The 11,667-nt window shown below is 76.3% G+C and carries 11 protein-coding genes; 3 read left to right on the top strand and 8 right to left on the bottom strand.

The genetic code is table 11. The annotated features are described in order from the left end of the window. Window positions 1–13 precede the first annotated feature (13 nt). Genes ACI8AR_RS14880 through ACI8AR_RS14855 form a run of 6 tightly spaced genes read right to left on the bottom strand, consistent with a single transcriptional unit; the run spans window position 14 to window position 5,833 of the window. Entirely contained in the window at window positions 14–970 is a 957-nt protein-coding gene (locus ACI8AR_RS14880; RefSeq protein WP_457051715.1) for an ACP S-malonyltransferase, read from the bottom strand. Beyond that, the gene (locus tag ACI8AR_RS14875; protein ID WP_457051714.1) at window positions 967–1,458 is read right to left on the bottom strand and encodes an SRPBCC family protein; all 492 of its coding nucleotides are present in this window, start codon (window positions 1,456–1,458) and stop codon (window positions 967–969) included. Before ACI8AR_RS14875 ends, ACI8AR_RS14880 begins: the two co-directional genes overlap by 4 nt. 29 nt (window positions 1,459–1,487) lie before the next feature. Next, entirely contained in the window at window positions 1,488–3,230 is a 1,743-nt protein-coding gene (locus tag ACI8AR_RS14870; protein WP_457051713.1) for an acetyl-CoA carboxylase biotin carboxylase subunit, read from the bottom strand. Beyond that, on the bottom strand, window positions 3,227–3,727 hold the full coding sequence (gene accB, locus ACI8AR_RS14865) for an acetyl-CoA carboxylase biotin carboxyl carrier protein (protein ID WP_457051712.1): 501 nt from the start codon (window positions 3,725–3,727) through the stop codon (window positions 3,227–3,229). The genes ACI8AR_RS14870 and accB overlap by 4 nt, the downstream gene beginning before the upstream one ends. Before the next feature lie 37 nt (window positions 3,728–3,764). Then, window positions 3,765–5,522 (bottom strand): acetyl-CoA carboxylase carboxyltransferase subunit alpha, encoded by a 1,758-nt coding sequence (locus tag ACI8AR_RS14860; RefSeq protein WP_457051711.1) that lies wholly within the window; start codon window positions 5,520–5,522, stop codon window positions 3,765–3,767. Further along, the gene (locus ACI8AR_RS14855; protein ID WP_456929754.1) at window positions 5,519–5,833 is read right to left on the bottom strand and encodes a TcmI family type II polyketide cyclase; all 315 of its coding nucleotides are present in this window, start codon (window positions 5,831–5,833) and stop codon (window positions 5,519–5,521) included. The genes ACI8AR_RS14860 and ACI8AR_RS14855 overlap by 4 nt, the downstream gene beginning before the upstream one ends. Window positions 5,834–6,300: 467 nt before the next feature. Between ACI8AR_RS14855 and ACI8AR_RS14850 the strand changes: the two genes are divergently transcribed. Continuing rightward, complete coding sequence (locus ACI8AR_RS14850; protein ID WP_457051710.1) at window positions 6,301–6,966, top strand: LuxR C-terminal-related transcriptional regulator; 666 nt, start codon at window positions 6,301–6,303, stop codon at window positions 6,964–6,966. A gap of 361 nt (window positions 6,967–7,327) precedes the next feature. Further along, entirely contained in the window at window positions 7,328–8,008 is a 681-nt protein-coding gene (locus ACI8AR_RS14845; protein ID WP_457051709.1) for a LuxR C-terminal-related transcriptional regulator, read from the top strand. 26 nt (window positions 8,009–8,034) lie between these two features. On the opposite strand, the gene ACI8AR_RS14840 is transcribed toward ACI8AR_RS14845, so the two are convergent. Next, window positions 8,035–8,916 carry an ABC transporter permease gene (locus tag ACI8AR_RS14840; RefSeq protein WP_457051708.1) on the bottom strand — a complete coding sequence of 294 codons (882 nt, stop codon included), beginning with the start codon at window positions 8,914–8,916 and terminating at the stop codon, window positions 8,035–8,037. Continuing rightward, complete coding sequence (locus ACI8AR_RS14835; protein WP_457051707.1) at window positions 8,913–9,929, bottom strand: ABC transporter ATP-binding protein; 1,017 nt, start codon at window positions 9,927–9,929, stop codon at window positions 8,913–8,915. Before ACI8AR_RS14835 ends, ACI8AR_RS14840 begins: the two co-directional genes overlap by 4 nt. Before the next feature lie 342 nt (window positions 9,930–10,271). Here ACI8AR_RS14835 and ACI8AR_RS14830 point away from each other — a divergent pair, with 342 nt between their 5' ends. After that, window positions 10,272–11,609, top strand: a complete 1,338-nt coding sequence (locus ACI8AR_RS14830) for a right-handed parallel beta-helix repeat-containing protein (protein ID WP_457051706.1) — start codon at window positions 10,272–10,274, stop codon at window positions 11,607–11,609. The last annotated feature ends 58 nt before the right edge of the window (window positions 11,610–11,667 follow it).

Below are 11,667 nucleotides of genomic sequence, written 5' to 3'. Positions count from 1 at the left end.
CCTCGGGAGCGGGTCAGGTGGGGAGCGAGCCCGCGAGCGCGGGACCCGGGACGTCGGCGGGGACGGGGGCGGGCGCCCCGGTGGCCAGGGAGACGGGCAGGTCCGGCTGCACCTGGGCGACCAGCGGCCCCAGCACCGGGACGGCGCCGATCTCGACGACCGACGTCGCGCCGGCGCCGGCCAGCGCCCGGGAGGTGGCCTCCCAGAGCACCGGCGCGGTGAGGTGGCGGCGCAGCGCCGAGCGCAGCCGCCCGGGGTCGCGGGTCGGCTCGCCGTCGGCGTTGGGGACGACGGGCACCAGGGGGACCGACCAGTCCAGGTCGGCCAGCGCGGTCGCCAGGTGCGCGGCGACCGGCGCCATCAGCGGCCCGTGGCACGGCGCCCGGCCGGGCAGCCGCACCAGCTCCAGGCCCGCCGCGCGCACGACCTCGGCCGCGCGGGCGAGCTCGGTGCGGCCGCCGGACAGCACCGCGCGCTGCGGGGCGTCGAGAGCGGCGACGCACAGCGGGCCGTCGTCGCCGACCGCCGCGACGGCGGCGCGGGCGACCTGCTCCGCGCCGGGGCCGAGGACGGCGGCCAGGCCCGCGCAGGAGGGCCGCGGCGCCAGGCACAGCAGCTCGGCGCGCCAGTGCACCAGCTCGACGACCTGGTCGAGCTCGAGGGCACCGGCGGCGACGAGCGCGGCGAACTCGCCCACGCCGTGCCCGGCGACGACCGCCGGGAACAGCCCGCGGGCGGTCAGGCTGCGGTAGCCGGCCACCCCGGTCACGACGACCTCGAGGTGCGTGGCGACGGGGTCGGGTGCGGTCGCGGGGTCCCGCCACCAGGCGGCGACGTCGCGGCCGACGACGGCGTCGACCTCGGACACGGTGGCCGCGGCCACCGGGTCGGCCAGCCACGGGTCGACCATGCCCGGGCGGGAGCCCTCCTCCCCGGGCAGGACGACCGCGGGACCCCGCGCCGCGGTCACCCCACCGCTCCCCGGGTCGCGGCCGCCTCGACCTTGTCGCGAATGATCCCCATCTGGACCTTGCTGTTCGCGTCGATCCGCCGGGTCATCGTCTCGGTGTCGACCGGGGCCTCCGGCCGCATCCGGAAGTCCTGCACCCAGCGCATCCGGGTGCCGCCGTCCTCGGCCGTGTAGCTCCAGTGGATCTCCATGAACTCGAACGGCCCGGGCTCCACGCGGCGCGCGCGCACCTCGTGGGTGGCCGGGTCGAGGGTCCGCTCGGACACCCAGCTCCACACCCGGCCGGACTCGTCGGGGTGCATGGTCAGCCGGAACCGGAACCAGGTGTCGGTGGACTCGAGGACCTCCACGCTGCGGTACTCGGTGAACAGGTCCGGCCAGGACCGCAGGTCGTTGGTCATCGTCCAGACGTGCTCGAGGTCGGCGTCGATGAGGATCGAGTTGTCGGTGTGGCCGACGGTCAGGGCGCGGGGGTCGGTGCTGGTCATGTCGGGGTGCTCCCTCGGGACGGGGTGGGCTACGCGGGCTGCGCCTGGGCCGCGCACACGGCCTCGACGATCTCGCCGAACGTGTAGTTGTCGGGGCTGTCGTCGGGCATCGCGGTGCCGAAGCGGTCCTGCAGCTCGGTCTGCATGGACAGGAAGGCGAGCGAGTCCAGGCCGACGTCGGCGAAGCGGGCGTCGGGGTCGTCGGTGTGCGCCTCGGCCGGCAGGCCCGCCTTCTCGGTGAGCAGCTGCATGAGGTCGGCCTGGGTGAACGGGGCAGCGGACATGGGTGGGTCCTCCTCGGGACGGGAGTGGGGGACGGACGCCGGACCGGCGGGGGCGCCGGCCGGGACGAGGTGCAGCGCGCCGCGCGAGGCGGGCAGGGCCGGCTCCCGGGACGCGGCGATGGCCGCGGCGCGGGCCACCAGGTCGGGCAGCCGGCGGTCGAGGAACTGGACGTCGTGCCGGTCGGCGCGCACGTCGGGGTCGCGCAGCAGCGCGCGGTGCAGGGCGGTGGTGGTGTGCACGCCGGGGCCCTCGACGCGCAGCTCGGCCAGCGCCCGGTCCATCCGGCGCACGGCCTGCTCGCGGTCGGGCGCCCAGACGACGAGCTTGCCCAGCAGCGAGTCGTAGTGCGGGCTGACCTCGTCGCCCTGGCGGTAGCCGGTGTCGAAGCGGGTCCACGGGCCGTCGGGGACGCACAGCACGTCGAGCCGGCCGGGTGCGGGGGCGAACCCGCGGGCGGGGTCCTCGGCGTTGATCCGGCACTCGATCGCCGCGCCGCGCACCACGACGTCCTCCTGGCGCAGCCGCAGCCGCTCGCCGCCGGCCACCAGCAGCTGCTCGCGGACCAGGTCCACGCCGGTCAGCAGCTCGGTGACCGGGTGCTCGACCTGGATGCGGGCGTTCATCTCCATGAAGTACGCGCGCCCGGCGTCGTCGACGAGGAACTCCACGGTCCCGGCGCCGGTGTAGCCGACCGACAGCGCGCCGCGGACCGCCAGCTCGCCGAGCCCGGCCCGCTGCTCGGGCGTGAGGTGCCCGGCCGGGCCCTCCTCCAGCAGCTTCTGGTGCCGCCGCTGCAGCGAGCAGTCCCGCTCGCCGAGGTACACGCCCGCGCCGTGGGCGTCGCAGAGCACCTGGACCTCGACGTGCCGGGCGCCGGACAGGTAGCGCTCGACGTAGACGGTGGGGTCGCGGAACACCGCCCGGGCGACGGTGCGGGTGGTGGCGAACGCCTCGGCGAAGTCGGCGGGGTCGTGCACCACCGTCATGCCCCGGCCGCCGCCGCCGGCCGCGGCCTTGATGATCACCGGGTAGCCGATCTCCGCGGCGATCGCCAGGCCCTCCTCGGCGGTGCGCACCGGGTCCACCACGCCGGGCAGCAGCGGCAGGCCGGCCGCGGCCATCAGCCGCCGCGCGGTGGCCTTGTTGCCCATCTGCTGCATGACCTCCGGCGGCGGGCCGACGAAGGTCAGCCCCTCGGCCTCGCAGATCTCGGCGAAGTCGGGGTCCTCGGAGAGGAAGCCGTAGCCGGGGTGCACCGCGTCGGCGCCGCTGCGCAGCGCCGCCTCGACGACGTTGGGCACGTGCAGGTAGCTCGCCCGGGGCGCCGGTGGGCCGATGTGCACCGCCTCGTCGGCCATCTCGACGACGGCGGAGCGCCGGTCGGCGGTGGAGTAGACGGCGACGACCTCGATGCCGAGTTCCCGGCAGGCGCGGGCGACCCGGACGGCGATCTCGCCGCGGTTGGCGACGAGCAGCCGGCCGATCACCGCGGCCCCCCGGACGGGCGCAGCAGCACCAGGACCTGGTCGTACTCGACCGACTCCGCGTCGCCGACCCGGATCTCGGTCACCGCGCCCGCGGAGTCGGCCACGATCGGGTTCATCAGCTTCATCGCCTCGACGATCCCGAGCGTCTGGCCGGCCTCGACCTCGTCGCCGACCCGTACGAACGGCTCGGCACCGGGGGAGGGCGCGGCGTAGAACGTGCCCACCAGCGGCGCCCGGACGGCGATCGTGCCCTCGGGGACCTCGGGCTCCTCGCCCGCCGGCTCCGGGACCGCGGCCGGGCCGGGCGGCGCGGCCACGGCCTGCAGGCCGCCGGACACCGGCGCCGGCGGGGCGGCCGCGGGAACGGCGTCGGCCGCCCACTCCACCTCGATGGCGCGGTCGCCGCTGCGGACGGTCAGCCGGCGCAGCGGCCCGGGCAGGGCGCGGGCGAGCTCGACGACCTCGTCGCGCAGGCTGCGGCCCTCGTCCCCGGCCACGGGTTCATCCCCCGCCTGTCCCGGCCGCGCCGGCAGTTCAGCGGGCCGCATCCCCACCACCCCCCTCGGGTGCGGGGGAGACGACGCGCAGCGGCCGGTCGCCGTCGCCGCCGATGCGGGCCAGCCGGGCGGCCCGGGTGCCGAGCAGGGTGCCGACGTCGAGCCGGGCGAGCTCGTCGAGCTCGCGCACCAGTGCGGCGCGGACCAGGCCGGCGGCCGCGAGCGGGTCGGCGTCCGCGCCGCCGGGCGGCTCGGGCACCACCGAGGTGGCGATGCCGCTGGCCCGCAGGTGCGGCGCGCCCAGGCGCATGGCCCGTGCGGCGGTGGGCGCGGCGGTCGCCGTCCGCCAGAGGATCGCGGCGCAGCCCTCCGGGCTGATCACCGACAGGTAGGCGTTCTCCAGGACCAGCAGCCTGTCGGAGGTGCACAGCGCCAGCGCCCCGCCGCTGCCGCCCTCGCCGGTCAGCACCGCGACGACGGGCACCCGCAGCCGGCTGCTGCGCATGATGGTCTCGGCGATCGCGTGCGCCTGACCGCGTTCCTCGGCCGCCGGCCCGGGGTGCGCCCCGGGGGTGTCGACCAGCGTGACCACCGGCAGGCCGAAGGTCTCGGCGTGGCTCATCAGCCGCATCGCCTTGCGGTAGCCCTCGGGGTGCGGCATGCCGAAGTTGCGGGCCACCCGCTCGCGGACCGAGTGGCCCTTCTCGTGGCCGATCACCACGACCGGGCGCCCGTCGAGGACGGCGACCCCGCCGACGACGGCCGGGTCGTCGGCGAACGCGCGGTCGCCGTGCAGCTCGACGAAGTCGTCGAAGACGGTGTGCAGGTAGTCCAGCGTCGTGGGCCGGCCCGCGACCCGGGCCCGCTGGACGACGTCCCAGGCGTCCGCGTCCGGCGCGTCGTCCGCCGGGGTCCCGTCCCGGGGCACCTCCGGCGCCGGCGCCGGGGCGGTGACCGGGGGAGGAGCCGGCCGGCGGCCGTGCAGCTCGAGCAGCCGCACCAGCAGCGGGCGCAGCTCCGCGCGGCTCTCGACCCGGTCGACCAGGCCGTGGGCCAGCAGGAACTCCGCCGTCTGGAAGTCGCTGGGCAGCTCGGCCCGGATGGTCTCCTGCACCACCCGCGGGCCGGCGAAGCCGACGTGCGCGCCGCGCTCGCCGACCAGGACGGCCGCCAGGGTGGCGAACGACGCCGACACCCCGCCGTAGGTGGGGTCGGTGAGCACGCACACCGACAGCAGGCCGGACTCGTGCAGCTGGGCGAAGGCGTGGCTGACCCGCGCCATCTGGAACAGCGAGAACACGCCCTCCTGCATGCGGGCGCCGCCGCTGGCGCAGACGGTCACCAGGGGCAGGCCGCGCTGCAGGGCGAGGTCCGCGGCCGCGCTGACGCGGCGGCCCACCTCGATGCCCATGCTGCCGCCGAGGAAGCCGAAGTCCATCGCGGCGAGGACCACCGGGGTGCCGCCGATGCGGGCGGTGCCGAGGACGACGGCCTCGCTCTCGCCGGAGCGGGCGGCGGCCTCGTGCAGCCGGTCGCGGTAGTCGCGCAGGTCGGTGAAGGCCAGCGGGTCGGCGGGCCCGGGCGGGCAGGCGTGCTCGTCGAAGCTGCCGTCGTCGGCCAGCAGCGCGATCCGGGCGCGGGCGCCCAGTCGCAGGTGGTGGTCGCACTCGGGGCAGACCGACAGGTTGCGGTCCAGGCGCTTGCGGTAGAGCAGCCAGCCGCAGCTGGGGCAGCTCACCCAGTCGACCGTCCCGGGCGCCGTGGCGTGCGGCCGGGCCGGCGTCGTCGCGGTCACGACCGCTCCGCCGACCACTCGTAGAACCGGCGCGCCATGGCGTCCCGCGGCGACCGCCAGTTCGGGTCGTAGGCGACGATGTAGGGCCGCAGCTCCTCGCTGACCGCCCGGAACGCCGGCAGCGACTGGGCGACCGCCATGGCCTCCTGCTCGGGGCGGTCGAACTCGATGAGGTGCACGTAGAGGTCGTGGAAGGTGAACAGCGACCGGTGCCGCACCCCGATCTCGTACGGCATCGACGTCGCGTCGGAGCGGGCGAAGACGTCGGCGACCTTGTCCGCGTCGGCGGGGGTCATCCTCGCGATGATCATCGTCTGGTGCACGGGCACTCCAGCGTCGCTGTGGGCCGGCTGGGGGCCGGCGGACCGGTGCGGCCGGCGGGCCGGGGACGGATGCCCGGCGACGCTAGGGCGGCGGCGCGGCCGTCCGACAGCGCCACGGGTCGGATCCGTCGCGCCCGCCCGGGGGAGGGTCCGGCCGGTCGCCGGGGCGGGCACCGGCCGGAGGGGGTGGCGCGTCCCCCGGCCCAGCGCCCGCGGGCGGGGGCGAGGCCGTCCTTCTGGCCGGGGGACCACGACCCGGGTATGAAATCCGGCGGCTCATCGCGCTCACCGCGTCGCAGACCGGTGGCGTCAGGTCACCGTCCGTCGCTAGCTTCCGGGTCCTGGGAGAGCGGCACGGGGCCGGACCTGAGCGGAGCGGACGCATGGGCGGCGAGCCAGGGGAGGGCGCTCCCCCACCGCGGGAGACACCACCGGCAGCAGGCAATCCGGCGCAGGTGCTGATCTGTGACGACCACGAGGTCCTGCGGCACGGCCTCCGTGCGGTGCTGCGCTGGGCACCCGACCTCGTCGTCGTCGCGGAGGCATCCGATGCGACGCGGGCGCTGGAGCTGGCCACCGAGCTGCACCCCGACGTCACGCTGCTCGGCCTGGGCACCCAGGGGCCGGCGATGACCGACCTGGTGCGGGACCTGACCGCGGCCGGTACCCGGGTCGTCCTGCTCGGCGAGGCCGGCAGCGGCGGCGACCTGGTCGAGGCCCTGCGCGCCGGCGCGCGCGGCTACGTCTACACGACCGTCAGCTCCGAGCGGCTGGTCGAGGGGGTGCGGGCCGTGGTGCGCGGCGAGACGCTGCTCGACGCCGCCGTCACCGGGGAGCTGCTGCACCACCTCGACGGCGCACGGAGCTCGGCCGGGACCGACGAGCCGGGTGGGCGCAACCCGCTCACCGCCCGGCAGCAGGCGGTGTCCGAGCTGGTGGCCGAGGGCCTGACCAACGCGGAGATCGCCACCCGGCTGCAGGTGAGCCGGGCGACCGTGAAGGGCCACATCACCGTCGCCCTGCGCCGGCTGGGACTGCGCGACCGGACGCAGCTGGCCATCCACGTCAACCGCACCGCCCGGCCCGGGACCGGGTGGGAGGCCGGGCCCGTCGGCAGCTGACCTCCGTGCCCGGCCCGACACTCTCCGTACAGGCCCGGCGCACACGCCGGGAGGACTCCCGCGCCCCACGCACACGAAGCTGGACGCCACCTGTGAACGCCGTGCAGATTGCCTGGCAGCACCGGACGGTTGCGCGCTACCGTTCGGCACGTCCGAATGAGACGGACGGGTTCCACCCGGCCGGAGACCCCGGTCCAGGGCCCGTCAGCCACCCGGACAGGGGGAACGCATGAGCTCCGACGACGTCCTGCGGGGTCCAGGCCCCGCCGCGCCGAGACCACGGCGCCCCGTCGGCCCGGCACCCGGCGTGCCGGTCACGGGACGGGGGGCCCCGCCCCGCCCGCGCCCGGTCCCACACCCGGTGCGCCCGCTCGCCATCCGGCCGCCGTCCAGCCTGGTCCGCGTGCTGCTGTGCGAGGACCGGGAGGTCTTCCGGCTGGGGCTGCGGGAGGTCCTCGAGGCCGAGCCGGACATGGCCGTCGTCGCCGAGACCCACCACCTGCCCGGGGCGCTCGCCGCCGTCGACGACGTGCCCACCCAGGTCGTCGTCGCCCGCCAGGGTCTGGTCGAGGGCGCCACGCTGCCGCTGCTGCGCGACCTCTGCCGCCGGGGCACCGCGGTCCTCGTGCTGGCCGAGCCGCGCGAGGCCGGGCCCGAGCTGGTGCACGTGCTGCGGGCCGGGGTGCGGGGCTACCTGCCGCGCTGCTCGGCCGCCGCCCGGCTGGTCGAGGCCGTGCGCGCGCTGGCCCGGCACGAGCCGGCCATCGACTCCTCGGCCACCAGGCAGCTGGTGCGCTACCTGACCGACCCCACGCCGCCGGCCGAGGCGCCCGACCGCGCGCTGGACCGGCTCACCGACCGGCAGCGGGAGGTCGCCGAGCTGGTGGCGCAGGGGCTGAGCAACGAGGAGATCGCGCGCCGGCTGTTCCTGAGCCTCGCGACGGTGAAGAGCCACCTCACCGCCTCGATGCGGCGGCTGGGCCTGCGCAGCCGGACCCAGCTGGCCATCCTCGTCAACCGGGACCACTCGCCCGCGGCCTGAGTCGGCCTCCCGGCGGGGAGGCCGACTCAGCTGAGGTCGCGGCGGGCCAGCAGCAGGGCGGTGAGGGCGACGGCTCCGGCGAGGAAGGCGCTCAGCACCCAGGCCGCCTGGCCGCCGTCGACCACCGCGACGACGCCCGGCGTGCGCACCGGGTCCCCGGCCAGCGCGGCCACCAGCGACCCGGCGTTGACCCCCGGCAGCGCCCGCTGCACGGTGTCGAAGACCTCGAGCAGCGGCGCGGCCACGTTGACCACCAGGCTCTCGACGGCGAGCACCCACACCAGGCCCAGCCCGATGGCCAGCGCGGTGCCGCGCAGCGCCGTCCCGAGCAGCATGCCGAGCACGCCCCACGTGGCGGCCACGAGCAGGCCACCGCCGAAGCCGCGGGCGACCTCCCCGATCCCGGGCCAGTCGGCGGGCGCGGACTCGACGCCGGCGATCAGCGCGCTGACCCCCGCGGTGAGCGCCAGGCTGAACGCGACGGTGCCGGCAAGGACGGTGAGCAGGGCCAGCACCTGGCCCGCGAGGACGGTGGTCCGCCGCGGCCCCTGGGCGAGCAGCGTCTTGAGCGTCCCCCAGCCGTACTCGCTGCCGGCCAGCAGCGCGCCGAGGGTCAGCAGCAGCGCGCCGCCGAACAGCGGCAGGCCCGACAGCGCGTTGCCGACCAGCCGGTCGGGCAGCGTGTCGGCCAGCAGCGCCTCCGGCGGGCTGCCCTCGTAGGAGGAGCCGCGCCGGTAGCTGGTGTAGGGGATGACCAGGCTGAACACCAGCTGCAGGGCGGGCCACAGGCCGAGCAGCACCCAGGTGGCCGGGCGGCGGCGCAGCTTGAGCAGCTCGGCGCCGACGATCGTCGGCAGCGACCCGGCGGAGCGGGGGACCGGCCCCGCGACGGCGGCCGCCGCGCTCACCGGGCACCCCGGCGCGTCCGGCGCGTGGGTGCCGGCTCCGGAGGCGGGTCCCCGTCGGCCGCCCGGTCGTCGGTGAGCTGCAGGAAGACCTCCTCCAGCGTGCGCGCCTCCTGCCGCAGCCCGGTGACGTCGACGTCGGCGCGGACCAGCGCCCGGTTGACCGCCGCCGTCTCGTCGGGCGCGGCCTGCAGGTGCAGCGCGCCGTCGACGACCGACACCCGGTCGGGCCCGAGGAGCCCCGATACGACCGCCACGGCGGCGTCCAGCGGCTGCGCATCGACGACGAGCCGGCCCAGGCCCCGCAGCTCCTCGACGGTGCTCTCCACGACCAGCCGGCCCGACGCCACCACCGCGACCCGGTCGCACAGGTGCTCGACCTCGCCGAGCAGGTGGCTGGACAGGACGACGGTGCGGCCCTCCGCGGCCAGCCGGCGGAGCAGGCCGCGCACCTCGCTGATGCCCGCCGGGTCCAGCCCGTTGGTGGGCTCGTCGAGGACGACCAGCTCCGGGTCCTTGAGCAGCGCCGCGGCGATGCCCAGCCGCTGCTTCATGCCGAGGGAGTAGGTGCCGAAGCGATCGCCGGCGCGGTCGGTGAGGTCGACGGTGCCGAGCACCGCGTCGATGCGCGCCGTCCCCACGCCGGCGTACCGGGCGAGGACCCGCAGGTTGTCCCGGCCGGAGAGGAAGGGGTAGAGCCCGGGGCCCTCCACCAGTGCCCCGACCCCGGCCACCGACGTGCCCGCCGGGCGGCCCAGCACGGTGGCCGACCCGCTGGTCGGGCGCACCAGACCCAGCAGCATGCGCAGCGTCGTCGTCTTGCCGGCGCCGTTGGGCCCGAGGAAGCCGAAGACCTCGCCGCGGCGCACCTGCAGCGACAGCGCGTCGACGACGGTCCGGGAGCCGTAGCGCTTGGTGAGCCGGTCGGTGGTGACCACCGCGTCGGCGAGGGACGGACCGGGCGGCGCCGGGAGTGGTGCGGGGCGCCGGCCGACGGTCTCCGGGACGGTCGTCATGCGGGGACTCTGCCCGCGCGCGTCTCGCGCTGTCGACGCTGCGAGGGTCCTTCGTCCCGAATCCGACCGGGGGCGTGCGACCTGGGGCGGAGGCGCCCTCCCGGGGTCGGTCGCCGTCCTCACCCGGCGGTGGAACGGGCACCTCCCCGGGCCGGTCGTACGACCTGGGGCGGGCCCAGGTTCACACCCCTGACCCGTGGACGCTCCTGTTCCGCCCGTGGATGGTGTGCCGCGTTGCCAGGTTCCTCACAGGTTCCCCGAGCGTCCCTCGCAGGTCGCCGAGGGCCTGTCCCCGCCCCCGGGCTGCTGCCCCGGAGCGGCCGCAGACAGAGAGGCCACGCCATGGACCCATCCACGACGACGGGGACGAGGACCCGCGCCAGAGCCGCACGCGTCACGGCGGCCGCGGGCGCGGGGGTCCTGTTCTTCGCCGCCCTACCCGCCGGGATCGCCTCGGCGAACGGCGGCCACCGGACCTGGGACGTCAAGCCAGGTGAGTCGATCCAGGCCGTCGTCGACCAGGCCGCCTCGGGCGACACGATCCGGATCGCGCCCGGCACCTACACCGAGGCCGTGTGCGTCGTGGACAAGGGCCTGACGATCCAGGGCGCCGGCCGGAGCCAGACCACCATCCGGTGGAAGGGCGGGGAGCCCACGTCGACCCCGTGCTGGGAGGCGGTCAACGCCACCGACCCCGAGGACGACGACGCCACCCTCGCCGACAACGTCTCCGGGCTGTTCTTCCTCAACCCGGACAGCCCCGTCGTGGTCAAGGACCTGCGCACGAAGAACCACACGGCGAACGGCATCGCCGCCTGGGGCGCCGACGGCTTCACGGTCACCAACACCAAGGGCATCGGGCACGACCGGTACGGCATCCTCGCGGCCGACTCGCGGCACATCAACATCGTCGGGAACATCGAGCAGGGCGTGGACCGGGCCGGTCCGGGCGAGGCGCCGGACTCCGGCACCGCCGGCATCTCCGTCGGTGACTCGGCGAACTCCGAGTCGCTCATCGCCCACAACCAGGTGGACGGCTACAACCTCGGCATCTTCCTCCGCGAGTCCAGCGGCGGGAAGGTCGACGCCAACACCGTGACCGGCAACTGCATCGGCATCCTGACGTTCGACGACTCCGGCACGGAGATCCCCGACCGCAGGGGCAACGTCGAGGGCGGCGACTGGCGGATCACCGGCAACACGTCGGCCGCCAACAACCGGTGGTGCCTGCAGGGCAGCCAGGGCGACCAGCGGATCTCCGGCGTCGGCATGGCCGTGGTGAACGCGTCGAACGTCCAGGTCAGCGGCAACGTCATCCGGGACCACGTCCCGACCATCCCGCCGGCCCAGTTCATCCCGCAGGGCGCGCCGCCGCTGACCTTCCCGACCGGTGGACTGGTGCTGCTCACCTTCCTGCCTCCGCCTCCGCCGGCGCCGCAGGGCGTCGCGAACCCGGGACAGGTGTCCCACGTCGCGGTCGTGGCCAACACCTTCGGTGACAACCGCGGCTTCGTGTTCGACCCGGCGACGGGTAGTTCGCAGCTCGGAAGGGTCGACATCCACGTCGTGCCGCCGATCCCGCCCTTCATCGGGGCGCCCGGTCCGGGCCTCTCGTTCCGCGACAACGCCTGCGACGGCAGCATCCCGGGCGACATCTGCGGGCCCCCGCTGCCGCTCTGAACAGCACCACCCCGCCCGAGGGCGGTCCCGGCACCCGCCGGGGCCGCCCTCGGCGCGC

This window comes from Geodermatophilus sp. SYSU D01036, from assembly GCF_054050435.1.
This window is presented reverse-complemented; position numbering and strand designations above follow the sequence as displayed.

What these genes read in the sequence shown, in the direction of transcription:
- ACI8AR_RS14875 (WP_457051714.1), bottom strand. Translation starts at nt 1,458, where the DNA reads ATGACCAGCACCGACCCCCGCGCCCTGACCGTCGGCCACACCGACAAC.
- ACI8AR_RS14855 (WP_456929754.1), bottom strand. Translation starts at nt 5,833, where the DNA reads ATGATCATCGCGAGGATGACCCCCGCCGACGCGGACAAGGTCGCCGAC.
- ACI8AR_RS14835 (WP_457051707.1), bottom strand. Translation starts at nt 9,929, where the DNA reads ATGACGACCGTCCCGGAGACCGTCGGCCGGCGCCCCGCACCACTCCCG.
- ACI8AR_RS14830 (WP_457051706.1), top strand. Translation starts at nt 10,272, where the DNA reads ATGGACCCATCCACGACGACGGGGACGAGGACCCGCGCCAGAGCCGCA.